This window comes from Microvirga sp. 2YAF29, assembly GCF_052114605.1.
Classification (GTDB): Bacteria; Pseudomonadota; Alphaproteobacteria; order Rhizobiales; family Beijerinckiaceae; genus Microvirga.
Genome location: NZ_JBFRFB010000011.1, coordinates 120,994 through 146,005, shown reverse-complemented (window position 1 = coordinate 146,005; position 25,012 = coordinate 120,994). Strand labels below are relative to the sequence as shown.

The following is a 25,012-nucleotide window of genomic DNA, read 5'->3' as shown; positions in this document are numbered from 1 at the left end:
TGGAGCCCGCGATGCGCCTGATCCTGACGAGCTTTCTCGCCTTGAACCTCCTGGCGGCGCCGGTCGCTGCGGAATCCGTCGATATCGAGCTCGTCTTCGCGGCGGATGGGTCCGGCTCAATCGACACCGACGAGCTGCGCCTCCAGCGCAAGGGCTGGGCCGATGCGCTGACGAGCCCGGAGGTCCTGGCGGGCATCGGGGACGGGCCCATCGGCGCCATCGCGGTGGCGTATATGGAATGGGGCGGACCGGATTCCCAGGTGCTCATCGTGGGCTGGCATGTGATCCAGGATGAGGCGAGCGCCAAGGTCTTCGCCGACAAGCTGCTGAGCGCGCCGCGTGGGGCCACCGGCTACAACTCGATCTCCAACGCCATCGATTTCTCCGTGAAGCTCGTCGAGAACAATGCCCATGAGGGCACCCGCAAGGTGATCGACGTATCGGGCGACGGTCCCAACATGAACGGGCGTTCGCTCGAAAGCGCGCGGGCGGATGCCCTGGCCAAGGGCTTTACCATCAACGCGCTGGCCATCCGCCGCCCCGGCAGCGGACGCCCTGGCGGGCCGGGCGGCATGTCGCTTGAGGATTACTACGGGCAGAACGTCATCGGCGGGCCGGGTTCGTTCGTGGAAATTGCCGACGAGACACGGCCTTTCGCCCTGGCCGCACGGCGCAAGCTTCTGACCGAGATCGCCGGAACGGGCGGCGGCGCAATTCAATACGCCGAGCATGAACTTAAACGCATTAGACCTCGAAAACGCTTATTCCAGTAGAGCCATATCCTTCGAGATCTTCAGCGAACCACGACTCCTCATGCCTTTTGAGGTGGAATTTAAGTTGCGTACTGGTCTCGTCTGTGGCGAGCAGAAGCAAGGCCGGGCGGTGAAATTTAGATCTCTTCCACTTCCTGATAAGCTTGGCTGCAAAAATGAAAGCGACTTGAAGATGATCTTCATTCTCTTCGCTATCAATGCGGATATCATTAACCCAGCACTCTATACCCGTGCTGTCATAGAGGTGTTTGGTGGCGCTCTTGACGTCTGATTTCGGTGCTCGCTTCTGAAAGGCTTTAAGGAAGCAATGATCTTCCCGCTCTACGAAGCCGGAATTGAGAATTTTGACCAGCTTTGGTGGAAGCTCATGCGTCAGCTCGAAGATTGCAGCCATCCTATCAAGCATGGCTTCATTGATCTTAGACATTCTTGATCACCTTCGCGCGAGCCTGATGCCTGCCGCCTTCATGCCGCCCAGCAGAACGATGCCATAGATCAACGCGCCGATGACGCCGATGATGCCGAGCGTGATCTCGTTGCGCCAAACCGGAAGAGATGCTGTCCAGCCCGCGATGGGAGCAGGCCCGAACCAGGCGAAGGCGGCGAGCAAAAGGCTCGCGATGGCGACCACGAGCGTGGTCTTGCCGAGAGAGCGGTTTGGCGCTGTCCATCCGCGGCGATAGGCGAGCACGAAAAGCAGGATCAGGTTCACCCACACGCCGATGGCCGTGCCGAGCGCAAGGCCGACGACGCCGTAGGTGCCCATCAATGCGACCTTCACGACGATATTGACGCCCACGGCCGTCAGCGAAGCGATCAGTGGCGTCGCGGTGTCCGAGCGGGCGTAGAAACTGGATACCGCCGAGCGGATCAGTACGGCAGCCGGAAGGCCGAGGCCGTAGGCGGCGAGCACAGCGCCTGCGCGCTGCGCCGCTTCAGCACTGAAGGCGCCGCGCTGGAAGAGGGCGGACATGATGAGGTCCGGCATCACGAGGAAGGCCACGAAGAAGGGTGCGGCCAGAGCCAGCGTCAGGCCGATTGTACGGTTCTGCGCGGCATAGGCGCCTGCTTCGTCGCCTGCTGCGATGCGCCGGCTCATCTCGGGCAGGAGCACGGTGCCTGCGGCGATACCGATCACACCGAGAGGGAGCTGATAGAGCCGGTCGGCGTAATAGAGCGAGGACACCGCGCCGGTCGGCAGGAAGGACGCGATGATCGTGTCCGCAAAGATCGCGAGCTGCACGCCGGCGGAGCCGATCACGGCAGGACCGAGAGCCTTGAAAAAGGTCTTCATCGGCTTGTCCATGCGCGGGCGCTCGATGGTGGGAGAGGCGGCGAGCTTCCTCGTGTCCCACCAAACGAGCACAAGTTGCAGCACACCGGAGATCGTGACGCCCCAGGCTGCAGCGTAGCCCGCATTCGGGAACAGAAACACGACGGCAAGCGCCACGACCATTGCAACGTTCAGCAGAACGGGTGCAGCGGCAGCGGCCCAGAACCGGTCATGCGCGTTCAGGATCGCCGAATAGATCGTGACGACCGTGATCATCAGCAGATAGGGAAACGTGATCCGCGTCAGCGAGACAGCGAGATCGAATTTCGCGGGATCGTCCACGAAACCGGGAGCGAGGAGCCTCACGATAAAGGGCATGGCGAAAAACGCCACGATCAGCAGCGCGATCTGGACGATCAGCATCAAGGTGGTGATGCGGCTTGCAAAGGATTTCGCGGCTTTTTCGCCGTCCGCTTCCAGCACCTGCGCGTAGGTGGGAAGGAAGGCGTTGTTGAATGCGCCCTCTCCGAAGATGGCGCGGAAATGATTGGGAATGCGGAAGGCGACGAAGAACGCGTCGGCGATCGGCCCAACGCCCATGACGGCGGCGATCACCACGTCGCGGATAAAGCCCGTGAGGCGCGAGATCAGAGTCCAGCCGCCGACGGAGAGAATCTTCCTGAACATCGATCAGACCCGGCGCATCAGATAGTTGTCGGGAACAAGGCCGGTCGAGACTTCCGCCGCGTTGCCTATGCGCTCCGACACCACATAGAGTGGGCGCCGTTTCACCTCGGCGAAGATGCGGCCCACATATTCGCCGATGATGCCGAGCGACATGAGCTGGATACCGGAGAAGAACATGATCGACACGATCAGGCTCGGGAAACCCGGCAGGTCGGTGCCGAAGAGCATCGTCCTGATCATGAAGAAGATGGCCGTGGCGATGGATAGAAACGAGATCAGGAAGCCGAGATAGGTCCACACGCGCAGAGGCACCGTCGAGAAGGCGGCGATGCCGTCGAAGGCGAAGCGGAAGAGCGTGCGGAAGCTCCACTTGGATTTTCCGTAGCGCCGCTCCTCCACTACGAAGGGCACGCCGGTGCCCTTGAAGCCGACCCAGGCATAAAGCCCTTTCGAGAAGCGGGCCTTCTCGCCCATCGTGCGCAGCACATCAACGCCCCGCCGGTCGATAAGCCGGAAATCGCCCGCACCTTCGGGCAGGCTGATTTCGCCGAAGCGCGAGAAGAGGCGGTAGAACAGATGGGCGAAGCCGCGTTTGGCCCGTGTCTCGTCCGAGCGGTCGGTACGCTGGCCGTAGACCATGTCGTAGCCCTCCTGCCAGCGCGCCACGAAGGCCTCGATCATTTCCGGCGGGTGCTGGAGGTCGGCATCCATGATGATCACCGCGTCGCCCCTGGCATGGTCGAGGCCGGCGGCGATGGCGATTTCCTTGCCGAAATTGCGGCTGAAGGAGACAGCGCCGAAGCGGGGATCCTCGCGGCTGACATTCCGGACGATCTCCAGGGTATCGTCGCGGCTGCCGTCATCGACGAAGACGACCTCCCAGGACAGGCCGATCCCGTCGAGCACCGGCACCAGACGTGCCCGCAGGGGCGCGATATTGGCGCTCTCGTTATGAACCGGGATGATCACGCTAAGCTTCGGCGACGCCACGGAGGAAACCCTTTGTTGTCGAGGGCATCAAGAGCCGAGTTTGCAACTTTCCTCAAGGGCTTTAGCGTGCGGCAAAGCTGATTTGGTGAGTGAATGAGTCCTTTCCGTAACGTCGTTCTTTGCGCCGATGACTATGGCCTCAGCGATAGCGTGAGCCGGGGCATCGTGGAATTGGCGCGAATGGGCCGCCTTTCCGCCACCGGTGCCATGACCAACATGCCCGGCTGGAGGCGGAACGTCGCCGCGTTGAAGCCTTTGCAAGATCGCATCGGCATCGGCCTCCATCTCAACCTCACCACGGGTGTGCCGTTGGGGCATATGCCTAATGTGGCGCCAAACGGGAAGTTTCCTTCCTTGGGAAGGCTGCTGGCGCAGGCTTTGAGGGGGCGACTCCCTGTCCATGAAATCCAGGAAGAAATCGCCCGCCAAATCGATGCGTTCACGGATGTCCATGGCAGGCCACCATCCTTCGTGGATGGGCATCAGCATGTACATATTCTGCCCGGTATCTGGCCCGCCTTGCTCATGGCGCTGACAGAGAGAGGCTATGCCAACCATGTCTGGTTGCGAAACCCGTCAGACCGTACCGCTTCAATTCTCCGTCGCCCCGTCGGTCGAAACAAGGCACTCCTCGTGAAGGGCCTTGCCCGAAGCTTCTCTCGGCATGCCTGGGCAGCGGGGTTCAGGATGAATGAAGGCTTCTCCGGATTTGCTCCGTTCGATCTCTCGATCCCACCTGAGCGCATCTTTGCAACGGCATTCTCCTTTTTGGGGCCGTCGCCTGTCGTGATGTGCCATCCGGGTTATGTGGACGATGAGCTGCGTGGGCTCGATCCAGCCGTCGAGAGCCGGTTGAAGGAGCTGGAATACCTGAAATCCGATACCTTCGGCGCGTTGCTGGAGGCGAGGGGTGTCAGGCTGGTTTCAGGGATTGACTGAGGGCGTAGCCCTCACCGTCATGGCCGGGCCTGTCCCGGCCATCCCGATTGTTTGAAACGTCGCGCTTTTCCAATCGGGATCACCGGCACAAGGCCGATGATGACATGGGGTGGCACCAGTGTCTCTAAATCAGACCCCCACGTACCCCACAAAACAAAACGGGCCTCCGAAGAGGCCCGCCTGAAACTCTATCGACGCCGCTTTACTTTGTTGTGGTCTCGAACATCTGTTCCACGTGTTCCCAGTTCACGAGGTTTTCCAGGAACGCCTTGAGGTAGTCGGGACGGCGGTTGCGGTAATCGATGTAGTAGGAATGCTCCCACACGTCGCAGCCGAGAATCGGCTGGGCGCCATGAACGAGCGGGTTCTCGCCGTTGGGGGTCTTCATGATCGCGAGCTTGCCATCCTTCACGGCAAGCCAGGCCCAGCCGGAGCCGAACTGGCCGACGCCGGCTTGGATGAAGTCTTCCTTGAACTTTTCGACGGAGCCGAGATCCTCGACGATCTTCTTCTCGAGCTTGCCGGGAAGCGCGCCGCCGCCATTGGGCTTCATCCACAGCCAGAAATGGATGTGGTTGTAGTGCTGGCCCGCATTGTTGAAGAGAGCTTGGTTCTTGCCGTAGGAGCCCTTCACGACCTCCTCGACGCTCTTGCCTTCGAATTCCGTGCCTTTCAGCAGATTGTTGCCGGTGTTGACATAAGCAGCGTGGTGCTTGTCGTGGTGAAACTCGAGGGTTTCCTTTGACATGTAGGGCTGCAGCGCATCATAGGCGTAAGGCAGTTCGGGCAGAGTGAACGACATCGGTGTCTCCTTCGGATTGAGCGACTTGAGGACCTACTCGAGGGTTAGTTAAAGCGCCGAGGGCCCAAGAGCAACGGCCACGCTGCGGACTTTTTTCTGCTCAAGCTTTTCAGCGGGTTGTCTTTCGCCTATAGAGGCATAGCTTTGCCTTGGAAAACTTTGGTTTGCGTATGATGGAGATGGCATGATCATCGCTCTTATGGCCCTCGCTTTTGCGATGATCGTCGGCGGATTACTGGCTGCTTTCTTCGGATGGGACATCGTTCTGATAGAACGTGGCTGGACCATGGTCATCGCCGGCAGCTTCACCGCTGCAAGTGGCGCGCTACTGCTTGGCATTACTGCGGTAGTGTCCAGACTTTCCCAGATCCAGTCTGAAATCGCGCGCCTGCAGCTCAGCCTCGATGAGGAAGCGGCGGTCGATGCCCCCGTGGGTCCCACCGGCATGTCGATGGCGGCCCTTTCGGGCGGTTTGCTCGCCGGCAAGATGTTCGGCCGCGGCGAGACGAAGGACGCGCAGGAGATCCAGGATGAGCAGAAGGACCTGCCGCTCTTCGATGACGACAAGCCTGAAGTTGTCGAAGTCGCAAGGTATCCGGAAGAGCCTGCACCGTCGCAGCCCCGCGAGCCCTTCATGCCGTTCCCGCCGAGAACCTCGCCTGAGGTTTCTGAATCCGAAGAGGATGCACCCGAGGTGAAGGTGCCCGATTTCCTCCTCGGCGACAGGTTGCGGGAGACCTACATGGAGTCCCGCACGCCGGAGACGGACATAGACCTTTACGAGGATCAGGCGGAGAAGGCTCCTGAAGAGAAGAGCGACGTCGAGGAGCGCGAGGAGATCGTCGTTTCAGTGGTCGAATCCGCTGTAGCGGTAGAACCCGCCGAACCCGATGAACCTGCCGCAATCCCCGAACCGGAGCGCGAGCCTGAACCCGTTCTGGACGCAGCCGCTCCTGAAGAGCCCGCCTCCGAACCGGAAGAGCAAGCCCCAGCTGAGCCCCGTCCGGCCACGATCATCGGCACCTACAATTCCGGCGACAACACATATGTGATGTTCTCGGATGGCTCCATCGAGGCGCAGACCCCGAGCGGCATTTTCCACTTCCAGTCCCTCGACGAATTGAAGGCCTTCATCGCGTCGGGCGGCGAGGGCGGTGGAACCGCCTCTATCTGATGAGCGGCGACAGGGCGCGGAAATCATCCGTACCGGCCCGCTCCATCCACTCGAACAGGATCATCTCCGTCGTAACCCAGTTACAGCCTGCGTGCAGCAATCGTGCGCAGGCTGCATTCACGCTGTGCTGCGAGCGGCTTGAGACCGCGTCGGCGACGACAAAAACGTTGAAGCCCGCATTCCTGAACGCGAGCGCGGTCTGCAGCACGCAGACATGAGCTTCGGCCCCGCAGATCACGAGCTGGTCACGCCCCTCGCCGCGCAAGGACGTGATGCGCTCCGCAATCGCCGCATTGCCGGCGGCGGAGAAAGTGATCTTCGGCACAACGACGGCCTCGGGAGGCAGCGCTTCCGCTATGGTATCCACCGTCGTGCCGAGGCCCTTGGGATATTGCTCGGTCGCCGTGACGGGCACGCCGAGCCTCCTTGCGGCCTTGAGAAGAATGCCCGTATTGGCAAGAACCTGATCGGCCTCCGCAATCGCCGGCATGAGGCGCGCTTGCACATCGACGACGACGAGTTGGGATCGGTGCGTGTTCAGGAGCATGGCAACCTCACTTATCCGGGTTGAAGAGGGGCGGCTCGCCGGGGATCGGCATCACCATGGTGAAGTTCAGGCCGTCCTCCTGGAAGTCCATCCTCACCTGTGCCTGCAGCTGCGTCGTCAGCACCCGCTGCAGCAGACGCGAGCCGAAGCCCTGTCGCGCCGGCGACATCACGCGCGGGCCGCCATTCTCCCGCCATGTGAAATGCAGCATCGGCAGCTCCGCACCCAGCTCGATGCGCCAGCGCACCTCCACCTGCCCGCCGAAGGTAGACAATGCCCCATGCTTGGCGGCATTGGTGGTCAGCTCGTGGATCGCCATGCCGATCGGCACGGCGGCTTCCGAGGGCAACTCGAGATGCGGGCCCTCAACGATGATGCGATTGCGGGTTTCGTCCTTATAAGGGCCAAGCTCGGTCTGCACGAGTTCTTCGAGCGCTGCCTTCTGCCATAGATCTTCGGTGAGAAGATTATGGGTGCGGGCGAGCGAGACGATGCGTCCGACGAAGCCTTGGTAAAACTCGTCGATGCTGCCTGCCGTCCGCGCTGTTGAACCGACGATGGCCTGGACGGTGGCGAGCGTGTTCTTGACGCGGTGATGCAGCTCGCGGATCAGGAGTTGCTGGCGTTCCTCGGCGTGCTTGCGATCCGTGATGTCCTGGATCACGCCGGATGTACCGAAATGCGTCCCGTCGGGGTGGTATGTGCCCTGGCCCTGTGCCGCGAGCCATACCTGTGCATAATCGTTGCGGCGTTGGATGCGGAATTCGATGTTGAAGATCGTATGGTTCTGAACAGCTCTGTCGAGGTCGGACAGCACGCGCGTCAGATCGCCAGGATAAGTGGCCTCATTCAGCTCCTTTCTCGTAAAAGGCGAGCCGGGCGGCAGGCCGACGATTTCGCATGCACGATCGGAAAGAAAAACGGCATCTGTTTCATAGTCTATGCGCCAGTCGCCCATCTGCGCAGCCTGTAGGGCCAGGCGTAGCTGCTGCTCGCTATTGCGCAGCGCCTCTTCAGTCATCTTGAGGTCGTGGATGTCGACGCTGGTGCCGACCCAGCCCTTGAACAGGCCATCGGCGCCGTGGACAGGTTCTCCCTGGATCAGGTGCCAGCGGTACTCGCCTTCGGAAGAGCGATAGCGAGCTTCGGTCACATAGGGCTTATGATTGCCCACGACATCGACGAGCTCTTGCGTCATCCGTTCCCAATCCTCGGGGTGGATGGCGAGTGTCCAGCTGTGGCCGAGCGCTTCTTCCGGCGCAAGGCCGGAATACTTCACCCAGCGCTCGTTCGTATAAGTGAGTTCCGTGTTCGGGTTGAGAATCCACACGAGCGCCGGGAGCGATTCCGCGATGATGTTGAAGCGTGCTTCCGTCTCGCGCAGCTCGCGCTTCGCCCGCGCCTTCTCGACGGCGACCCAGGTGCGTTCCGCGACGTCTTCAATCAAGGCGATCTCGTCGCCCGTCCACGCGCGCGGCTGCGATCCGCCGACATGAGCGAATGCGATCAGTTTTTCGCTTCTCAGAATTGGGGCGTTGATGCTCGTTCTCGTTTGATTGGCCGTCGCATACATCTCCTGCATATGCCGGTTGCTGACCCTGGGGTCGGTCTTCGTATCGTTGATAATGATGGTCTTGCCAGATGTGATGTCACGCCAGAGATCCTGCGGCAGGTTGTCGATCCGCTCGACATTATCCTGGTTGCTGAAGAGACCCTTGGACCATTCCAGAACGACAACCGTGATCCCTCGATCTTCATAGACTTCGTTGAAGCCCGCATAATCGACCTGAAGAAAATTGGAGAGATCCCTTGCTGCGATCTCCATGATCTGTGCGGGGTCGTCGAAATTTCCAATCTGGTCATTCAGATTCAGCAGGAATTCCTGGCGGCGCTGGGCGCGGTTGGCCTCTTCTTTCGCCTTCTCCCTGTCTGCTACATCCTGGATCACACCCATGAGGCGTATGGGCTCGCCGTCTTCATAAACGGCGCCGCCCCGCATCAGCACGCGCCCGATGCGGCCATCGGCGCGCATCACGCGGTGCTCGATCTGGAAATCCGTTTTCGTCCGCAGGGCATAGGAGATCGCCTGGTTGATGCGGTCCACATCGCCTGGGTGAAACATCTGCTGGAAATCGTCGTAGGTGAGAGCGGCGTCCAGGGGGAGCCCGAGATTGGCCTTGAAGTTCGGCGTGCCGGTCATGGCGCCGGAGGCGATGTCGCGCTCCCAGGCGCCGAGCTTGCCGATGTCGAGCGCCATGCGCAGCTTGCCGGTGCTCAGGCGCAGCGCCTGATCCACCTCGCCCAACTGCCGCTCCAATTCGGCAACGCGCTGCTTGTTATCACCTTTACGCGCCTTGTCCTCTTTCTGAGAGGGAGCGACATCGTTCGCAATCGGTGCGCTATCGCGTTTGGTCATCCAGACTTACTCTCAACGGCGTCAGCCCTGAAACCCATTGATGCTCTTGATGGCAAAGGCATAGGCCAAGGCCACTTCCTCCAATCGATCGAAACGTCCCGCCGCGCCCCCATGGCCCGCATCCATGTTGAGCCGCAGCAGAACCGGGCCGCCGCATTCCATGGTCGCCCGAAGCCGGGCCACCCACTTCGCCGGCTCCCAGTAGGTCACCCTCGGGTCCGTGAGACCTGCGAGCGCCAGAATCGCCGGATAGGCTTGCGGCTTAATGTTATCATAGGGCGAGTAAGATAAAATGGTACGGAAGGCAGCTTCGTCAGCTGCCGGATTACCCCATTCAGGCCATTCCGGCGGAGTGAGGGGCAACTCCGCATCGAGCATCGTGTTGAGCACGTCCACGAACGGGACCTCGGCGATGATGCCTGCGAACAGGTCCGGCGCCATGTTGGCGACCGCTCCCATGAGCATGCCGCCGGCGCTGCCGCCATGGGCCACGATGCGTCCGCGCGAGGTGTACCCCGCCTGGATCAACGCCTCGCCGGAGGCGATGAAATCCTTGAAGGTATTGGTCTTCTTCTCGCGCTTTCCATCGAGATACCAGCGCCAGCCTTTCTCCGTGCCGCCGCGGATATGGGCGACGGCATAGACGAAGCCCCTGTCGACCAGGGATAGGATGCCGGTGGAGAACCGCGCCGGCATGGACATGCCGTAGGAGCCGTAACCATAGAGCAGGCACGGTGCGTGCCCGTCGAGGGCGACTTCCTTCCGGTGCAGGATCGAGACCGGCACCTGCTCCCCGTCGGGCGCAGTGGCGAAGAGGCGGCGGGTGACGTAATCGGCGGGATTGTGGCCGCTCGGCACCTCCTGCCGCTTGCGGAGAATCCGTTCGCCGGTTCGCAGGTTGTAATCCGTGACCTCGTTCGGCGTGGTCATCGACGAATAGTGATAGCGGATCACGTCCGTGTCGAATTCGTAGCCGGGGGTGAAGCCCAGCGAATAGGCCTCCTCATCGAACGCGACGGCCGATTCCCGGCCGGTCGCGATCTCGCGCATGACCACGCGCGGATTGGCGTTCTCACGCTCCAGCCGCACCATGTAGCGGGCTAGGGCCACGACAGACAAAATCATGATTCCCGGCCTGTAGGGCACCAGATCCGTCCACTGGGCACGGCCGGGATTGGCCACCGGCGCGGTCATGATCTTGAAGTCCTCTGCGCCGTCCGCGTTGGTGAGGATGATCAGGCTCTCGCCGTGATGCTCCACATCGTATTGCAGTTGAGGCGTGCGGGCTTCCACGAGGCGTGGCGAGGCAGAGGAATCGTTTCTGTCGAGCAGCCAGACCTCGGAAGTCTCGTGGTCGCTCGCCTCGATCAGCACGAAAGCATCGGATTGGGTCACGCCGAGCTTCACGAAGAAGCCGGAGTCCTTCTCTTCGTAAATCACCTCGTCCTCGGCAGCCGGGGTGCCGATCCGATGGCGGCGCACCCGGACGGGGCGATGGTTCTCGTCGAGCTCCACATAATAGAAGGCGGCGCTGTCGTTGAGCCAGACGACTCCGCCGGACGTCTGCGGCACCTCGTCGGAAAGCTCCTGACCGGTCTGAAGGTCCCTGACCTTGATCGTGAAGTATTCGGAGCCTTTGATGTCCGCTCCCCAGGCGAGAAGCCGGTGGTCGGGGGAGTGATCGGCCCCGCCGAGATCGAAGAAGGCATGGCCCTCGGCCTCTTTGTCCCCATCCAGCATGATCGTCTCAGACCCGCCCTCGCGGGGCTGGCGGCAGACGAGAGGATGCTGGCCGCCATCACGGTAGCGGGTGAAATAGGCATATGGCCCGTCCGGCTGCGGAACGGAGGAATCGTCCTCCTTGATCCGCCCGCGCATCTCACTGACGAGTCGGGCCTGGAAATCTTCGGTGCCGGCGAAGGCGGAGGCCGTGTAGGCATTCTCCTGCTCCAGGCAGGCACGGATGGCCGGATCAAGGGCGGCTGGGTTTTTAAGCACTTCTTTCCAGTTTTCCGCCTTGAGCCAGGCATAATCGTCCCGAATCTCCGCACCGTGAAGCTGGAAGGTGTGGGGCCGCGCAGGGGTGACCGGCGCAACAGGGAGAGGGCTGAAAGACAGGCGCTCGAGCTTCATGGAACCATCCAAGGGGCAGGGCGGAGTATGCATAGATAACACGGATTTCCCATGGCAGGTTCGGGCCGCAAAAAGCCTTATTGGGCTCACCGCTTTCGTAAAATTGTCTTTTTAGCTACTTCTTCTGACGGAAATGATGCGAATTCAATGCTGCGCGGTAACGTCACGGATTCGCGCTTCACATTGGTTAAACCTGGGTTTATTGCATACGGAAAGTTGATGTGAAGTTCTCTAAAGTTTTCCTTGGGAACATCTTGTCTTCACGTCAAATTTGACATACGTGAACCGTCAAGCGCGATTTCTGTGCATGTACAGTGCGGTTCAAGAATGGGGCAAGCATTGCTTCAGCGATGACTGCTCAAAAGGCGCACTGAAAAGCTTTTGAGCTGCTCTTGCGGACCGGAAAGGAAGAAAATCAAAATGAGCGACAATATCGCTGCATCAAACTACATTGAGCTGGCTGCCGACATCGTGTCGGCCTATGTCAGCAACAATTCTGTTCCGTCAAGCGATCTGCCGACCCTGATCAGCGAAGTCCATACCGCTCTTCTGCGCGTCGGCGGCGGCACCGTCGAAGTTCCGGTCGAGGCTCCCAAGCCCGCCGTTCCCGTGAAGAAGTCGGTGACGCCGGATTACATCATCTGCCTCGAAGACGGAAAGAAGTTCAAGTCGCTGAAGCGCCACCTGCGCACGCAGTACAACATGACCCCCGAGCAGTACCGCGAGAAGTGGGCACTGCCGGTCGATTACCCGATGGTTGCCCCGAACTACGCCAAGGCCCGCTCCGAGCTGGCCAAGGAAATGGGCCTCGGCCAGCAGCGCCGCAAGCGCCGCTCCTCGCGCGGCTAAGCCGGGTTTCATTACTACAGAAATCAGCCGCCCTTCGGGGCGGCTTTTTCGTTTTGGGTTGGGCTTCGGGGTGCTGCGTATGTTTTTCCTTCGCCTAGAGGAGAAGGGAAGGGGCGCCTGACTGGATGAGAGCTTTGGAAGTAAAGCAGGGACTAACTTCTCCCATGTGGGAGAGGTCGACGTGCATCAGCGCGGCAGGTGAGGAAATGCCATATCCGGAGATGGCGGGCTCTTACCCTGCCCCTCTCCCACCCGGCAGAGTGGATGCGTTGTAGCAGCCGTAGTGCCGACTGAATGCAGCGCAGTGTTCTGACCTAACGGACACTACGGTCGTCTCGACGAGAGAGCGCCTATCAGACTCATTCCAGGACGCTCCAGAGCGCGCCTCGGCAACATGGCGTTTGTGAGCCAGATGCTTCGTGAACCCGAGTTATCCTCACTCTTATCAACAGTTTTGAATCTCGTTGACAGCTAGGAATAAGCGCCCAGTATCGGAGGAGAGGGGCTAAGACCTTTCTTTAATTATTTGCAGGAACAAAACATGAACAAAAATGAGAACAAGGAGGCCGGCCCGAAGGCTGTTGCAGCAAGGGTTTCGGCTTCCGGCGCCAAGGCGGCGCGCCGAAAACGGCAGGCGCATGGGCGCGTGACGAACTCCGCCGGATCGCCCGTTTCCGACTCGCTAGGCAGCGAGGCAAGGCGACTGCTCGACATTCTGGCGCAGTCCGAGACCCGCGTGCTAGTCGACCCCACGGATGAAGGCAGCGTGATTGTCCACAGGAAGCGCGCCGGCATCTCGGTGGGGGCAGGGCGCTTCGCGCGCGCCGTTGCCGAAACGCTGGTCCGGCAGGATCTCGCAGTTTGGGACAAGGAGGCTGGGCAGGGCGTGCTGAGTTTGAGTGCGGTGGGCCGATCTTATCTGCGTCGCGCCGGTTCGCCCGATGCAGAGACCGCCTTCTTCCAGCAGCACCGCGATGTTACGAGCGCTTCAGTTCATACCGATATGGGAACAAAACGTGTACGAATGGATGCCGATGAGAGCCCGCTCGATTGGCTGCGCCGACGGAAGGATCGCAATGGTGAGCCGATGATCGACGAGGCCGCCTATCAGGCCGGAGAGCGGTTGAGGACGGATATCATGCTGGCAGGCCTTCTGCCGGGAGTGACAGCCCGGTGGGACGCCATGCCCTCGAATGGCGGCCCCGCATCTCCTTCCGATGCCACGGACCGCATGGTCGCCGCGCGCCAGCGCATCCGCCATGCCTTCGATGCGGTCGGCTCCGATTTCGCCGATCTGCTCATGGATCTCTGCGGCTTCCTGAAAGGCCTGGAGCTGATCGAGCGGGAGCGGCAATGGCCGCAGCGTTCGGCCAAGATCGTCGTGCGTCTCGCCCTGGCGCGCCTCGCGGAGCATTACGGCATCGAAGCCGCAGCCAGCGGCCCGGCGGCCTCACGCGGTATCAGGACATGGCGGGCCGTGGTGATCGAGGGTGGACGGGCTTAGGAGAGACGCTCTGTTAGAGCGCTAGCCTAATCCAGTAACCGAAGTGGAATCTACAAGCATCCCTCTCCCGAGCGGGAGAGGGGCAGGGGTGAGGACCTGCCCTGTCCGGAAAGTGCATTCCCTCACCCGACGCGCAGCCTCACGAAACTGCGGCAGCCGCCTGTGCGTCCCGGCGGATGCGTTCCACCATCGAACGCACGCCGTTGGAGCGCTGGGGCGTCAGGTGTTCCGAAAGGCCGAGTTCCTTGAACAGGCCGAGCGCATCGGTGGCGACGGCCTCGGATGGGGTCTTGCCGTTATAAAGGGAGATCAGAAGCGCTACGAGACCGCGCACGATATGGGCATCGCTGTCGCCGCGCAGATGCATCACGGTTTTGCCCCCGGCGGAATCGTCGAGGCGGGTTTCGAGCCAGACCTGGCTGGCGCAGCCCTGCACCTTGTTGATGTCGCTATGCGCCTCGTCGGGCAAGGGCTCCATGAGCCGCCCGAGCTCGATCACATAGCGATAGCGCTCCTCCCAGTCGTCGAGAAGCTCGAAATTGGAAACGATCTCGTCAATGGCCGGCAGCATGGCAATCCCACTCTATCTGCCGGTCATATAGGAGGTGTCGCGACGTTTGGCGACATGCAGGGATTCGCATGGCGCATCTAATCGATCCCAAAAGCGCATAACCGCTGTTGGGTCCGATTCTTTAGCCCCGCGGCTTGTGCGCGCCTGCCTGCCTGTCCTCCGGCTGCAGGGTGTCCGTGGCCTTCGGTGCGGCGGGCGTGAAGCCCGAGGTGGTGAGGATCTTCTCGACCACGGCCTGCTTGGCGTTATCGGGCAGGGCCTGCCACATGGTCTCCAGATGTCCGGACGTTCCTTCCGCCGGGTGCGCGGCCGGAGCAGCCTGCTCCGTCGCTTTCGGGGCAAAGAAGGCCTGGAGCGGGTCTGGTCCTTCGCTCTTCTGCCGGACCGGCGAGTAATAGAAGATTGCGCCGACGATGAGGATGAAGCGGAGAATCGAGAACATTGGGCATAGGCCTGAAAACGGACGAAAGGTGATGCATCATAACGTCCAGATGGGGCGCCGCGTAGGCGAGTGGACAGGAACCTTCGAACAGGCTGAATCAAGCGTTAATGGTCCGCGCAAATGGCCCTCGGCTGTTAAGAACCTTGAATTGCCTAGGAAAACGGTCATGCAGCATTCAGATGTGCGGCTTAATCTGGGCCTGGACATGGGAATTCCGATCAGGCCTCTCATACGAGGTGTGCCGTGTTTTAGGGTTCGTTTAAGAGGGCTCTGCCAGGGTTTGAGGAATAAGAGAGGCCTCAGGGCTTGTCGCGCGATAAGCGCGCCCAATCATGAGATTGCCTTTTTGATGACAGGATGATGCTGGTGCGTGACGCTTTTGCTGCCGAGTCTGACGATGATTTCGATCTGCCCGCCGTCGTGCGGCGGAAGGCGCCGCCACGGACGCAGAAGCGAGCAGCCCGTCAGCCGAAGAAGGTAGGCGTCGCGGAGCGCGTGATCGGCCAGGCACTCAGCAATCCCGGCAAGGTTCTGGCGGCCCTGTTCCTCACTGGATGCTCCGGCGCCATCGCCTGGAACGCCCTGGCTCTGCAAAACGTGCGCCATCCGGCGCCTCTCTTCAATCATGCCGATCCGGCGCAATCCCCCGTTGCCGCAACGCCCGAGATGCTGCCGCCCGCCCGTCCGGGCATGGAGACGGCCGATGCGCAGACCATGTTGTCTCCAGAGCCGATGCACCAGGCAGCCGCTTCCCTGGAGACAACGCCCGCGCAGCCGGTCTCCGCTCCGCGTCCTCCGGCGCGTTCGGCCATGACGGACCTGATCCGCAACGGCGGCGTGCCACCTGCCGCCGCGCCGCAGCCCGCCACGCGTCCGCAGCAGAACGCGGCTGTCGCCGCGCCTGCACCGGCACGTGCTGCTACTGCACGTGATCCAATCGCGGACATGATCCGCCTCGGCGGGCCCGTGCCGACGCCGCCCGCCAATGTGGGACGCCAGGATCCCGGCGACATCGTCCTTGCCGGACAGCGTGCGCTCGCGCGTCTCGGCTACAGTGTGAAGGTCGATGGCATGATGGGGCCGGGGACGCGCCAAGCCATCGAGCGCTTCGAGCAGGACCGCAAACTTCCCGTCACGGGCGAGTTCAGCGGACGGACGATGCGCGAACTCTCCGCACAGTCCGGCATTGCGGTTCAGTAGTGGCGCGCCTTCGCTCCGATTTCTGGGTTTCCGCTTATTTGCGCCGTTGCGGGGTCGAAGGCGTCGAGTCCGCTTTGCGCAAGCGCGGATCGGCTGAGGCCGGTTCGATCTTCGTGAAGGTCGATCGTCTTGACGGCACGGCGAGCCTTTACGGCCCCGCGCCGCAATCCTTTGTCGAAGACAGCTCGGACCGCCTCTTCGCCCCGATCCTGCAGGACGTGACGCCCCTCGATGTGGAGGAGCGCATGGCGAAGGAGTTGCGCTTCGATTCCGACCTCTGGCTCGTCGAGGTTGACGACCGCAAGGGCCGTCACTTCCTCGATCTGGCGCCCGGCGTCTAAAGCACGCTTTTTCCCGACAAGGCACGCACCCCGAGGATCGCCTCGATCAGTGCGAGCGCAACCGGCCCCGATGCGTCACGCATTTCATGCACCATTGTGCGGATTGCGGAGAGCGGATGGGAGAGGGCCGGATGCAGCGTGAGGAAGATGGCGATTGCTTCTCTCCGCGGCACATCGAGTGCCTTGAGAGCGAGCGGGAGAAGCCGGTGGCGTCCGAGCTTCAGAACGCGCCATTGCGTCTGTTCCGGAAAACCGAACGACGCCGTAAGCAGCGCCTCGATCCGCGCGGCATCGCCGCATCTGGCTGCATCGAGCAAGGCATCGGCATCATGGCGTGCCGTCGTGAAAGTGATGGTTGCTTTCCTGCCCGCGACGGCATCGGCAACACGTTCCCGAATGTGCGCGCGGCGCGCATCGTTTGCCGTCAGGTAGAGCTGCGCCTCGTGCAGCAGCGACAGGTCCTCGCGCGCCAGCAGGATTTCCGCAAGCGCCGGGCGGTCGGTGGCGCGAGAGACGAGCGTGGCGAAGGCGGGCAGAGCCGGATTGAAGGCGGGATTGGCCGCGAGAGCGTCTTCGCTCGCAGCTTCGCGCAGCACGAGAATCCGCTCGGCCATCGTCGTGTCGAGACCGGGGCGCAAGGCGAGCTGCAAGCGCCCGCCCATCGAGGCGAGGAGTTTCTCGTCCGCGGCGTTGAACTTGCTTGCCGCATGCCGCTGCAAAACGACGCGGGCATCGGCCGACATGCGGGAGAGAGTGTCACGGACCGATTGCGGTGTGTCCTCGCAGGAGCCGAGAATGCGCGCGATATCGAGGAGGGTCGCGTGATCCGCCTTAGGCAGGAGACCGAGGGCAAGGGCTTCGAAGGTTTCGATGCTGTCGCGATCACGCGCGGGCGCGGCCACGAACATTTCCGCATTCAGCTTCAGGAGTGCGACGCAGGCTTCAGTCTCATCGAGATCCGGCTGTCCGAGTTCGGACCACAGATCAGGGTTTGCAGAGGATACCATACTCAACTCTTTCCATCGCTGCCCCGCGCCACCTTAGGATTGGTGTGTTAGCGCACCTTTAATGACCGCCGGCCTGGGGCAACGCGGAACAGAAGCGCAGCCGTGGCTGTTGATTTCATGTCAGGCAGGCTGAATTTCGGGGAAGCATCTGCCGCCGGAAACGGTCTGTTAACCATAAGCCATTTGTTGTGATCGAGTTGTTGGGGAATGAAGTGACGACTTAAAGGAGGATCTCATGCAGGACGTGTGGACCAGATCACCAGGCGTGGTGATCGCGTTTCCCGGGGTCTCGGAGCGGCCGCAGCGCCAGCAACCAGGCACGGGAGAGCCGCGAGGCGAGATCCTTCTCTTCACCGGCGTCCGCTACGAGCGGCCCGCTCCCAATCCCGGCCCCTCGCGACCCTTCGTGACCAACCGCCCCGGCCGTCGCCGCTCCTGAGCGATTAAGATTTCTTCCGCCGAGAACGCGCCGTTCGCGTCAGCTCTCGCTTTGCGTCAAATCCCGCACCATCAGGACTGCGTCCGGCCCGTAACTCTGGAGCTTGGACTCCAGGCCGGGGATGACGGTGACGCGAAAACCCAGCTTCTCCCAGAAGGGCTGGGAGCCATTCACCGCTACCAGTGACAAATTCGAAAATCCGTTTTTTCCGGCATGGCGGCCCAGCCAATCTCCGATTTCCATCGCATGGCCCTTGCCCCGCGCCTCCGGCAGCAGGGCCACATCATGCACGTAATAGGTCGTGGCATCGGGCGGCACTTGCTCCAAGCGTGAGTTCAGTGCCGGCGGCTTGCCATAGTGCCAGGGATGGGTCAGCGCATAGCCGATGAGATTGCCATCGACTTCGAGCACGGCGCAGCCTTGCGGATAGAGCTTAAATCGCTCGGCGAAGACACGCGGCTCTTCCGGATGCTCGACATGGATCGTATCGGCAAGGATCTGCACTTCTGCCAGATCCCCGCTTGTCATGGGGCGCCAGGGCATGGAGTGCCTACTCGTCCTGCTCGGTGATGCAGGAGACAGCTTTCGCTGCGTCTTCGGCCTGTTGGCGCTGGCTGGCGCTGGGCGCCGTCACGCGCACGATCACGAAGCCCCGCTGCTCAGGGGCGACGATGCGCACATCCCGGGAGGGATCGTTCTCGTCTTCCGCCGCGCGCGCTTCATCGAGCTGGCGGGCGGTCATGGCGACGATCTCCAGTTCACCGCGCACGGCAGCACGGTCGGTGACCGCGAAGAACACGCCGCCGGACTCCTCATGAAATGAGAACGAGAGAAGGTTCGGGCCTGTCTGGCTCGTTACACGCATGGGGCCGTTACGCAGATCGAACGCGCAGGCAGCGACCGCAACGGCGGGATCGGGCAGGGGCATCCAGGTATCCCCGCCGCCCGGCGCACTGATGATTTGGGCCTGGTCGGCGGTGAGCGTCGGGAGAATTTTCGTGAAAGCATCCTGATCGGCGAGGTGAGGGCTCGCGAGGATCGAGGCGATATGAACGCCTGCGGCCAGAACGAGGCCGGCCAGGGTCGCGATGATCACGCGGCTCAAATTGGTCATGATCCGCATCCCACGCGCTGGATGGTGGGGAATTCGGCTTCCTCGAGGCTGCCGAGCGCGCCTTGCGGATCGTAGAGGCGCATGACGATGTTGAAAGAGCCGGATGAGGGAAGCTGGAGCCAGTTGCCGTCCTGCAGGCTGCGCGAGAGCACGATGCTGAATCCGTCCTGCCCGTCGCGGATGATCTCCGCCGAGGTGAAGCCGCTGCGTCCGAGTGGGGTTACCGGCAGGCGCCCGTCCCGATCATAGAGCGTCACGGTCCAGAGCCGCGCGCCGGGGGCGACGGTGCCGATGCGATAGGTGCAGGCGGAATCGAGATCGCGGCCTTCGCTGTCCGTCATGGCAGTGAATCCGAGACCTTCGCCGGTGGCGAGCGGCACCTCGCCGCGCCGGGCCAGAATGGCCCGCATATACGGGTCGGCATCTGGCGAGCCCATGGTCGGCCATGCTTTCCAGGGGCCGAGACGGATGCTGCCGAAGGGCGGATCGTTTTTGAGAACCCAATAGGCCGAGCCGAGCCCCAGCCCTAGAGCGAGCATAAGCGAATAGACGATAAGGAGGGCGGTGGGGATTCTGGCGGTCACGGGCTTATACGCAAGCGAAGGGGCGCGCATGGAAGCTGCCTCGGAGGCATTCGTCAATATGGCCGGGCTGCTCATCCCTAAGGCATTGCGACTTGGCGGGGGCGATCCTGGCGAGCACGATCCGCGCCGGAAGTATCGACCGATCCGGTCGTGCCGGGCTGCGCCGTGCTGCTTGAGGCCGAAAGCGGGCGCTCTGCCGCCTTGAAGAGCGAGCCGATATTGCCCAGCACCTCATAGGATTTGCGGGAAAGGGTGCCCGCCAGGAAGGCCTGGTTCGGCCCCTGCGCCTGATCGGCCGCCAGCTTGCCCGCAGATGCGACCCGAGCATAGGCATTGGAATCGACGCCGGGGATCGGGCGGATTTCCAGGTTCTGGTGGGCGGCGGCCATGATGTCGTGCCAGGTCTGCGCGGGCAATGTACCGCCGGTCATGTTGTTCATGGGCTTGGAATCGTCGTTGCCGAACCAGACGCCCGCCACGAGATTGCCCGTATAGCCCACGAACCACGCGTCCTTATAACCGTTGGTGGTGCCGGTCTTGCCCGCAACAGGGATGCCCTCGAGCGCGGCACGCTTGCCCGTGCCTTCCGTGGTCACCTTGTTGAGCATGAAGTTCATGTCGTTGACGACGCGGGTCTCCAGCACCTGCTTGGGCGGCGTGTCGCGGTCGTGACGATAGATGATGTCGCCGGCGGAATTGCGCACCTCCCAGGCGGCGTAGGGGTCGGCCCGCTTGCCACCATTGGCGAAGACCGCATAGGAGGCTGCCATATCGATCACCGTCACCTCGGCGGCGCCGATGGGCAGCGAGCTCGAATCCGTGAGTGGGTGGGTGAGGCCCATGCGCTTGGCGGTATCGACGATGATCGCGCGTCCGGCCTTGGCGTTGCCCTTGCCGATTTCGAGCGACATGATCACGGGAATCGAGTTGATGGAACGCGCCAGGGCCGAGACGAGCGGCATGGAGCCCGAGAAGGAGCGGCCATAGTTCTGTGGGCACCAATTGCCGAGACAGACGGGCCGGTCCACCACGATCGAGCTGGGCTTCAGCTTAGGGTTGGTGGTCAAGGCGGCCGCATAGACGAAGGGCTTGAACGAGGAGCCCGGTTGACGCAGGCCGCCTGTGGCACGGTTGAACTGGCTCTGTCCGTAATCCCGGCCGCCGACGATGGTGCGCACGGCCCCGTCCACATCCATGACGACGAGCGCGCCCTGACCCGCCCGGTACTGGCGGCCATGCTGGCGCAGAATATCTTCCAGGGCCTGCTCGGAATGGCGCTGGAGAGCGGTGTCGAGAGGCGTCTTGACGGTGAGAACGCGCTCGGTGCCGAACTTCTTGTCGGCGGCAAGGCGCTTCACCTGATCGTAGGCCCAGTCGAGGTAGAAATCGGGCGTGGTCTCGCGGGTCCGATTGACCGGGGTCGCAGGATTACGGCGGGCCGTCTGGATCTGGCCCTCGGTAGCAAAGCCGGAATCGACCATGTTGACCAGAACCTGGTTGGCACGGGCACGGGCGGCCGGTAGGTTCACGTGAGGGGCGTATTTGGTAGGCGCCTTGAACAGACCGGCCAGCATGGCGGATTCGGCCAGGGTCAGGTCCTTGGCGGGCTTGCCGAAATAGTAATCGGCCGCGGCCACGACGCCGTGGGTGCCGCCGCCCATATAAGCGCGGTCGAGATAAAGCTTGAGGATCTCGTCCTTGGTCAGATGATATTCGAGCCAGATAGCGAGGAACGCTTCCTTGATCTTGCGTTCCAGCGAGCGCTCGTTCGTGAGGAACAGGTTCTTGGCCAATTGCTGGGTGATCGAGGAGCCGCCCTGCATGACGCCTCCGCCCTGGGCATTGACCACGAGGGCGCGGAAGGTGCCGATGGGATCGATGCCCCAATGTTCGTAGAAGCGACGGTCTTCCGTGGCCAACGCGGCCTTGATCATGTGATCAGGGAAGTCCTCAAGCTTGTAGGAATCGTCCAGGTGAAGCCCGCGGCGTCCGACTTCCTGGCCGTAGCGGTCGAGGAAGGTGACGGCGAGGTCCTGGGTCTTCAGCCAATCGTCTTCCGTTTCGCGGAAGGCGGGCAGGGCGAGCGCCAACATGACCACGGCACCGGCCGTGCCGAGAGTCGTCGCTTCGCTGGTGAGGTCGAGAATGACCCTGATCGGCCCGCGAAACCGCAGGCATTTCATCTTTTCCGAGTAGGATTCGTAGGCCGAGCCAAGACCGCGCTTGCTCTGAAACAGGAACGAATTGAGCCATGCGTCCAGCCAGAGCGCGGCACGCTTGATCCGTGTCGGGAAAGAAATCGGTGAATGCTGGCTCACGGTAGTCCCTTAAGGGCAGGTCAGTTGGCCTGATACGCCTTGTTTATGGTCGTTGATTTCCCTAACGGCAACAATACAACGCGGCCACGGTTATTATCAACAACTCACGAACAGGTTGCTTGGTTCATATAGGCCTGTGGGTAAGCTCGAAAAGGTTCACAGGATGTGCGACATAGCACCCTTAAACAGCCTCAAACGGAGCTCAGAGAGCCCGCATGTCCCATTCTTCAATGATTTTTCGTTCCGAACCCGAGGAGCTGCCTTTCTGGCGTGCCAAAACCCTTGAGGCCATGAGCCTCCAGGAATGGGAAAGCCTGTGCGACGGCTGCGGGCGCTGCTGCCTCGTCAAGCTCGAGGACGAGGACACCAGCGAGGTCCTCTACACGGATGTGGGCTGTACGCTTCTTGACGGCGAGACCTGCCGCTGCCGCGATTACCCCAACCGCCAAGCCAAGGTGCCCGATTGCGTACGCCTGACGCCGGATGCGGTGCAGAGCATCTCCTGGCTGCCCGAAACCTGCGGCTATCGGCTCATTGCCGAGGGCAGGGACCTCTATTGGTGGCACCATCTGGTTTCCGGCGATCCCGACACCGTGCATGCGGCGGGCATCTCCGTCCGCGACCGCGTGGCAGGGCCCGAGGAGGAGTTCACCATCGCCGAGCTGCTTGAACGCCTCGTGGACTGGCCGATGAGGGATGTGGAGGCCTGATTTCAACCGTCACGGCTTGGCTTTTTCCTGTGCCGCTTCCTCAGCCTCTTTCTCGCCCGGTACCGAGGTGTCCTCGCCCAGCGTCTCGCGGACATACAGCTTCTTCACCAGCACATAGGTCACGACGGCAAGCGGGAATCCGAAGACGAGGCCGAGCGCACCGAACAGGATGCTCGCGACCAGGATAGCGAAGAGGGCCAGGGCGGGCGGGACGCTGACCATACTGCGCGCTACCAGCGGGAAGATCACGTTGCCCTCAAGCTGTTGAATGATGATCATCGCGACGATGGTCCAGAGCGCCGTTTCCCCGCTGATGCTGAAGGCGAACAGCACGGCAGGCAAGGCGCCGAGAATCGGCCCGAGGAAGGGAATGAAATCGGCCAGGCCCGCGATCAGCCCAAGCGCGTAAGGCGAGGGCAGGCCGATAAACCAGAAGGCCAGGGTCGACAACACGGCGACGCAGCTCATGGCGATGAGCTGCGAGACAAGCCAGAGCTTGAGGGCCTGTCCAGAGGCGTCGAGCGAGCTTTCCACGCGCTCATGGTGGTGCATGGGGAACAGCTTGACGAGACCCTGCTTGTAGAGCCGAGGCGAAGCCGCGATGTAGATGCCGGCGATCACGACCAGGAAGAAGTCGGCCAAGCCGCTCACGATGGCGCCGCCGATGCCGGCGATGCGGGACGCCAAGCCGCCGCTTGGCAGCTTATCGAGCATTTCGTTGATGTCGTCGGAGACCGTACCGAAGCCCAAGTTTTTCGTGAAGTTGTCGATCACGGAAGGCAGGCGCTCGACCACGGTTGAGAACTGGGAGCGCATCTGCGTTCCGAAGAGGGCAATCAATCCGACGGCGAGAACGAAAATGATGAGCGTCGCAACCGTCAGGCTCCACCGTTCCGGCACCCGGACGTAGCGGGTGAGCAGCTCGGCAAGGGCATGGAGGATGAGTGCCACGAGAATGGCGCCGAAGGCCAGCAGGAGAACGTCCGCGAGCTTCCAGAGCAGCAGCACGAACACGATGAGTCCGAGGACGATCAGTGTCTTGCGAACGAATTCCGCATCTCCCATGAACCCCCGGAAAGAAGCGCGGCCATCATCGATCATCCCATACCCCTCTCATCAGCGGGATAATAGAAACGGCGAAGCTAGGTTCCTTAAAGGTGGCGCGCGAGCTGGTTGAACGTGGCTGTTGACTTGTCCCGCCAGTGTTGCAGGCGCGTGCAAAAGAACAAGGAACGTAAAATGCCGACGGAAGTTGTCGTGACAGAGGAGGGTAGTGTAATGACCTCGAATGTCATCTGTTTTCTTTTAGGTACGGTGTTTCCGTTGGCTGCTGTCGGCTGGATAATTGCTCAATAATGTCAAGTATTCGCGTATTGAGCACTTACTCGCGTATAGTCGTATGGCAGATTCATGCGTTGAACCCATAAAAAACCCGCCGACATAAGTGGCGGGTTTTTTATGGGCTGAAGCATGAAAGCTAGCGGGATGCGATGGCTGCTCTCTTCGCCAGTTCATCACGCAAGTGAGCCGGGAGCTCGATGCCGCTCAGGCGCCACGTGGCGTTGCGAAGCCGCATAGTGACGCGAAACTGCTTATCTTTGGAGACGTCCGCGGGTAGCGGGATCGTCATGACGCGGAAGCCTTCACCCTCGGATCTGATGAAGGTCTGCCAAGCCTGTTTGAGCGACCTGAGATCCGCCCCCAGATCCATGCGAAGGGGAGGCACGGTTTCGCCGGAGCCGACAGTGGCCTGATGCGGCCAGCCATCCTCCAGAAGATCCATGAGCGCCTGCGGTGTGACGAGTTCCTCGATCACCGGATTGAGGACGGCCGCACCGGCCTGCGTCGCGAAATCGTGCTCGACCTCACCAAAATCCTCGTGCTTCAGGTATTCGCGAAGGATCTGCCGCGAGAGGGAGGTGCGGAGGGCGTTGAAGTTCACCCGTTCCGTAATGCGACCAAGATCCCTGGCCTCGACAGCATTGCCGAGGTCGTAAAGAGCGACGAAGGGCGAGACCATGAAGATGGCCCATACCAAAAACAGCAAAAAAGAAATCCTGAGCGTCCAGCGCATGGAAACGACAATCCTTCGATAGGCAGCCTCCGCTCGAGTTCGAGCGATTTTCTGTTTCGAGTGGGGTTGCCGGGGAGCGCTTTATTTGAGGATTGTCGTCTCACGAAAAAAGGGCGACCTTTTGG

General features: G+C 61.6%; 26 protein-coding genes. 10 read left to right on the top strand and 16 right to left on the bottom strand.

All coding sequences use genetic code 11. The annotated features are described in order from the left end of the window. The first annotated feature begins 11 nt into the window (after positions 1-11). Positions 12-773, top strand: a complete 762-nt coding sequence (locus tag AB4Y85_RS15340) for a DUF1194 domain-containing protein (protein WP_441985776.1) — start codon at positions 12-14, stop codon at positions 771-773. Here the strand turns inward: AB4Y85_RS15340 and AB4Y85_RS15335 are convergent. From AB4Y85_RS15335 to AB4Y85_RS15325, 3 genes are read right to left on the bottom strand one after another with little or no spacing between them, the layout of a single operon-like run. Next, complete coding sequence (locus tag AB4Y85_RS15335; protein ID WP_441985775.1) at positions 745-1,200, bottom strand: hypothetical protein; 456 nt, start codon at positions 1,198-1,200, stop codon at positions 745-747. The two genes, AB4Y85_RS15340 and AB4Y85_RS15335, sit on opposite strands and share 29 nt — an antisense overlap. Positions 1,201-1,206: 6 nt before the next feature. Next, positions 1,207-2,733 carry a murein biosynthesis integral membrane protein MurJ gene (gene murJ / locus AB4Y85_RS15330; protein ID WP_441985774.1) on the bottom strand — a complete coding sequence of 509 codons (1,527 nt, stop codon included), beginning with the start codon at positions 2,731-2,733 and terminating at the stop codon, positions 1,207-1,209. Positions 2,734-2,736: 3 nt separating this feature from the next. Beyond that, entirely contained in the window at positions 2,737-3,723 is a 987-nt protein-coding gene (locus tag AB4Y85_RS15325) for a glycosyltransferase family 2 protein (RefSeq protein ID WP_441985773.1), read from the bottom strand. 93 nt (positions 3,724-3,816) lie between these two features. Between AB4Y85_RS15325 and AB4Y85_RS15320 the strand changes: the two genes are divergently transcribed. Further along, positions 3,817-4,662 (top strand): ChbG/HpnK family deacetylase, encoded by an 846-nt coding sequence (locus AB4Y85_RS15320; protein ID WP_441985772.1) that lies wholly within the window; start codon positions 3,817-3,819, stop codon positions 4,660-4,662. A gap of 202 nt (positions 4,663-4,864) precedes the next feature. Here AB4Y85_RS15320 and AB4Y85_RS15315 read toward each other — a convergent pair whose 3' ends face one another. Beyond that, positions 4,865-5,464 carry a superoxide dismutase gene (locus AB4Y85_RS15315; protein ID WP_441985771.1) on the bottom strand — a complete coding sequence of 200 codons (600 nt, stop codon included), beginning with the start codon at positions 5,462-5,464 and terminating at the stop codon, positions 4,865-4,867. A 184-nt stretch (positions 5,465-5,648) separates the two neighbouring features. Here AB4Y85_RS15315 and AB4Y85_RS15310 point away from each other — a divergent pair, with 184 nt between their 5' ends. After that, on the top strand, positions 5,649-6,638 hold the full coding sequence (locus tag AB4Y85_RS15310) for a hypothetical protein (RefSeq protein ID WP_441985770.1): 990 nt from the start codon (positions 5,649-5,651) through the stop codon (positions 6,636-6,638). Here the strand turns inward: AB4Y85_RS15310 and AB4Y85_RS15305 are convergent. Genes AB4Y85_RS15305 through AB4Y85_RS15295 form a run of 3 tightly spaced genes read right to left on the bottom strand, consistent with a single transcriptional unit; the run spans position 6,631 to position 11,734 of the window. Next, the gene (locus AB4Y85_RS15305; RefSeq protein ID WP_441985769.1) at positions 6,631-7,185 is read right to left on the bottom strand and encodes a hydrolase; all 555 of its coding nucleotides are present in this window, start codon (positions 7,183-7,185) and stop codon (positions 6,631-6,633) included. The genes AB4Y85_RS15310 and AB4Y85_RS15305 overlap by 8 nt on opposite strands. A 7-nt stretch (positions 7,186-7,192) precedes the next feature. Then, positions 7,193-9,601, bottom strand: a complete 2,409-nt coding sequence (locus AB4Y85_RS15300; RefSeq protein ID WP_441985768.1) for a PAS domain-containing protein — start codon at positions 9,599-9,601, stop codon at positions 7,193-7,195. Positions 9,602-9,622: 21 nt separating this feature from the next. Beyond that, positions 9,623-11,734 carry a S9 family peptidase gene (locus tag AB4Y85_RS15295; protein ID WP_441985767.1) on the bottom strand — a complete coding sequence of 704 codons (2,112 nt, stop codon included), beginning with the start codon at positions 11,732-11,734 and terminating at the stop codon, positions 9,623-9,625. Between the two features lie 51 nt (positions 11,735-11,785). Between AB4Y85_RS15295 and AB4Y85_RS15290 the strand changes: the two genes are divergently transcribed. The 3 genes from AB4Y85_RS15290 (at position 11,786) to AB4Y85_RS15280 (ending at position 14,087) form a co-directional block, all read left to right on the top strand. Beyond that, positions 11,786-11,959: a hypothetical protein gene (locus AB4Y85_RS15290; protein WP_441985766.1), complete on the top strand. Its 174-nt coding sequence runs from the start codon at positions 11,786-11,788 to the stop codon at positions 11,957-11,959. 195 nt (positions 11,960-12,154) lie between these two features. After that, positions 12,155-12,583: a MucR family transcriptional regulator gene (locus AB4Y85_RS15285; protein ID WP_441985765.1), complete on the top strand. Its 429-nt coding sequence runs from the start codon at positions 12,155-12,157 to the stop codon at positions 12,581-12,583. Positions 12,584-13,124: 541 nt separating this feature from the next. Further along, entirely contained in the window at positions 13,125-14,087 is a 963-nt protein-coding gene (locus tag AB4Y85_RS15280) for a DUF6456 domain-containing protein (RefSeq protein ID WP_441985764.1), read from the top strand. Between the two features lie 139 nt (positions 14,088-14,226). On the opposite strand, the gene AB4Y85_RS15275 is transcribed toward AB4Y85_RS15280, so the two are convergent. Together AB4Y85_RS15275 and AB4Y85_RS15270 are read right to left on the bottom strand one after the other, a co-directional pair. Beyond that, positions 14,227-14,658 (bottom strand): SufE family protein, encoded by a 432-nt coding sequence (locus AB4Y85_RS15275; RefSeq protein ID WP_441985763.1) that lies wholly within the window; start codon positions 14,656-14,658, stop codon positions 14,227-14,229. Between the two features lie 121 nt (positions 14,659-14,779). Next, positions 14,780-15,100, bottom strand: a complete 321-nt coding sequence (locus AB4Y85_RS15270) for a hypothetical protein (RefSeq protein WP_441985762.1) — start codon at positions 15,098-15,100, stop codon at positions 14,780-14,782. Positions 15,101-15,466: 366 nt separating this feature from the next. Between AB4Y85_RS15270 and AB4Y85_RS15265 the strand changes: the two genes are divergently transcribed. Then, positions 15,467-16,300 (top strand): peptidoglycan-binding domain-containing protein, encoded by an 834-nt coding sequence (locus tag AB4Y85_RS15265; protein WP_441985761.1) that lies wholly within the window; start codon positions 15,467-15,469, stop codon positions 16,298-16,300. Next, complete coding sequence (locus AB4Y85_RS15260) at positions 16,300-16,641, top strand: DUF1491 family protein (RefSeq protein WP_441985760.1); 342 nt, start codon at positions 16,300-16,302, stop codon at positions 16,639-16,641. Before AB4Y85_RS15265 ends, AB4Y85_RS15260 begins: the two co-directional genes overlap by 1 nt. On the opposite strand, the gene AB4Y85_RS15255 is transcribed toward AB4Y85_RS15260, so the two are convergent. Continuing rightward, a complete protein-coding gene (locus AB4Y85_RS15255) occupies positions 16,638-17,648 on the bottom strand; it encodes a DUF2336 domain-containing protein (RefSeq protein WP_441985759.1) in 1,011 nt (336 codons plus the stop codon). The genes AB4Y85_RS15260 and AB4Y85_RS15255 overlap by 4 nt on opposite strands. Before the next feature lie 235 nt (positions 17,649-17,883). On the opposite strand from AB4Y85_RS15255, the gene AB4Y85_RS15250 reads away from it, so the two are divergent. Further along, positions 17,884-18,087 (top strand): hypothetical protein, encoded by a 204-nt coding sequence (locus AB4Y85_RS15250; protein WP_441985758.1) that lies wholly within the window; start codon positions 17,884-17,886, stop codon positions 18,085-18,087. A 39-nt stretch (positions 18,088-18,126) separates the two neighbouring features. Here AB4Y85_RS15250 and AB4Y85_RS15245 read toward each other — a convergent pair whose 3' ends face one another. Genes AB4Y85_RS15245 through AB4Y85_RS15230 form a run of 4 tightly spaced genes read right to left on the bottom strand, consistent with a single transcriptional unit; the run spans position 18,127 to position 22,103 of the window. Continuing rightward, on the bottom strand, positions 18,127-18,630 hold the full coding sequence (locus AB4Y85_RS15245; RefSeq protein WP_441985757.1) for a GNAT family N-acetyltransferase: 504 nt from the start codon (positions 18,628-18,630) through the stop codon (positions 18,127-18,129). Between the two features lie 7 nt (positions 18,631-18,637). Then, positions 18,638-19,201, bottom strand: coding sequence for a DUF1254 domain-containing protein (locus AB4Y85_RS15240; RefSeq protein ID WP_441985756.1), 564 nt, complete (start codon positions 19,199-19,201; stop codon positions 18,638-18,640). After that, positions 19,198-19,815 (bottom strand): DUF1214 domain-containing protein, encoded by a 618-nt coding sequence (locus tag AB4Y85_RS15235; protein WP_441985755.1) that lies wholly within the window; start codon positions 19,813-19,815, stop codon positions 19,198-19,200. The genes AB4Y85_RS15240 and AB4Y85_RS15235 overlap by 4 nt, the downstream gene beginning before the upstream one ends. Before the next feature lie 47 nt (positions 19,816-19,862). Then, positions 19,863-22,103, bottom strand: a complete 2,241-nt coding sequence (locus AB4Y85_RS15230; RefSeq protein WP_441985754.1) for a transglycosylase domain-containing protein — start codon at positions 22,101-22,103, stop codon at positions 19,863-19,865. 215 nt (positions 22,104-22,318) lie between these two features. On the opposite strand from AB4Y85_RS15230, the gene AB4Y85_RS15225 reads away from it, so the two are divergent. Continuing rightward, complete coding sequence (locus AB4Y85_RS15225; RefSeq protein WP_441985753.1) at positions 22,319-22,813, top strand: YcgN family cysteine cluster protein; 495 nt, start codon at positions 22,319-22,321, stop codon at positions 22,811-22,813. A 9-nt stretch (positions 22,814-22,822) separates the two neighbouring features. Here the strand turns inward: AB4Y85_RS15225 and AB4Y85_RS15220 are convergent, their stop codons facing one another. After that, on the bottom strand, positions 22,823-23,914 hold the full coding sequence (locus AB4Y85_RS15220) for an AI-2E family transporter (RefSeq protein ID WP_441985752.1): 1,092 nt from the start codon (positions 23,912-23,914) through the stop codon (positions 22,823-22,825). A gap of 376 nt (positions 23,915-24,290) precedes the next feature. Continuing rightward, on the bottom strand, positions 24,291-24,860 hold the full coding sequence (locus AB4Y85_RS15215; RefSeq protein WP_441985751.1) for a DUF2939 domain-containing protein: 570 nt from the start codon (positions 24,858-24,860) through the stop codon (positions 24,291-24,293). Positions 24,861-25,012 lie beyond the last annotated feature (152 nt).

Coding starts and splice junctions, on each gene's coding strand:
- AB4Y85_RS15280 (WP_441985764.1), top strand. CDS start 13,125: ATGAACAAAAATGAGAACAAGGAGGCCGGCCCGAAGGCTGTTGCAGCA.
- murJ (WP_441985774.1), bottom strand. CDS start 2,733: ATGTTCAGGAAGATTCTCTCCGTCGGCGGCTGGACTCTGATCTCGCGC.
- AB4Y85_RS15315 (WP_441985771.1), bottom strand. CDS start 5,464: ATGTCGTTCACTCTGCCCGAACTGCCTTACGCCTATGATGCGCTGCAG.
- AB4Y85_RS15255 (WP_441985759.1), bottom strand. CDS start 17,648: ATGGTATCCTCTGCAAACCCTGATCTGTGGTCCGAACTCGGACAGCCG.
- AB4Y85_RS15285 (WP_441985765.1), top strand. CDS start 12,155: ATGAGCGACAATATCGCTGCATCAAACTACATTGAGCTGGCTGCCGAC.
- AB4Y85_RS15300 (WP_441985768.1), bottom strand. CDS start 9,601: ATGACCAAACGCGATAGCGCACCGATTGCGAACGATGTCGCTCCCTCT.
- AB4Y85_RS15270 (WP_441985762.1), bottom strand. CDS start 15,100: ATGTTCTCGATTCTCCGCTTCATCCTCATCGTCGGCGCAATCTTCTAT.
- AB4Y85_RS15240 (WP_441985756.1), bottom strand. CDS start 19,201: ATGACCAATTTGAGCCGCGTGATCATCGCGACCCTGGCCGGCCTCGTT.
- AB4Y85_RS15250 (WP_441985758.1), top strand. CDS start 17,884: ATGCAGGACGTGTGGACCAGATCACCAGGCGTGGTGATCGCGTTTCCC.
- AB4Y85_RS15310 (WP_441985770.1), top strand. CDS start 5,649: ATGATCATCGCTCTTATGGCCCTCGCTTTTGCGATGATCGTCGGCGGA.
- AB4Y85_RS15275 (WP_441985763.1), bottom strand. CDS start 14,658: ATGCTGCCGGCCATTGACGAGATCGTTTCCAATTTCGAGCTTCTCGAC.
- AB4Y85_RS15340 (WP_441985776.1), top strand. CDS start 12: ATGCGCCTGATCCTGACGAGCTTTCTCGCCTTGAACCTCCTGGCGGCG.
- AB4Y85_RS15245 (WP_441985757.1), bottom strand. CDS start 18,630: ATGCCCTGGCGCCCCATGACAAGCGGGGATCTGGCAGAAGTGCAGATC.
- AB4Y85_RS15235 (WP_441985755.1), bottom strand. CDS start 19,815: ATGCGCGCCCCTTCGCTTGCGTATAAGCCCGTGACCGCCAGAATCCCC.
- AB4Y85_RS15225 (WP_441985753.1), top strand. CDS start 22,319: ATGTCCCATTCTTCAATGATTTTTCGTTCCGAACCCGAGGAGCTGCCT.
- AB4Y85_RS15220 (WP_441985752.1), bottom strand. CDS start 23,914: ATGATCGATGATGGCCGCGCTTCTTTCCGGGGGTTCATGGGAGATGCG.
- AB4Y85_RS15295 (WP_441985767.1), bottom strand. CDS start 11,734: ATGAAGCTCGAGCGCCTGTCTTTCAGCCCTCTCCCTGTTGCGCCGGTC.
- AB4Y85_RS15305 (WP_441985769.1), bottom strand. CDS start 7,185: ATGCTCCTGAACACGCACCGATCCCAACTCGTCGTCGTCGATGTGCAA.
- AB4Y85_RS15290 (WP_441985766.1), top strand. CDS start 11,786: ATGGCAGGTTCGGGCCGCAAAAAGCCTTATTGGGCTCACCGCTTTCGT.
- AB4Y85_RS15335 (WP_441985775.1), bottom strand. CDS start 1,200: ATGTCTAAGATCAATGAAGCCATGCTTGATAGGATGGCTGCAATCTTC.
- AB4Y85_RS15320 (WP_441985772.1), top strand. CDS start 3,817: ATGAGTCCTTTCCGTAACGTCGTTCTTTGCGCCGATGACTATGGCCTC.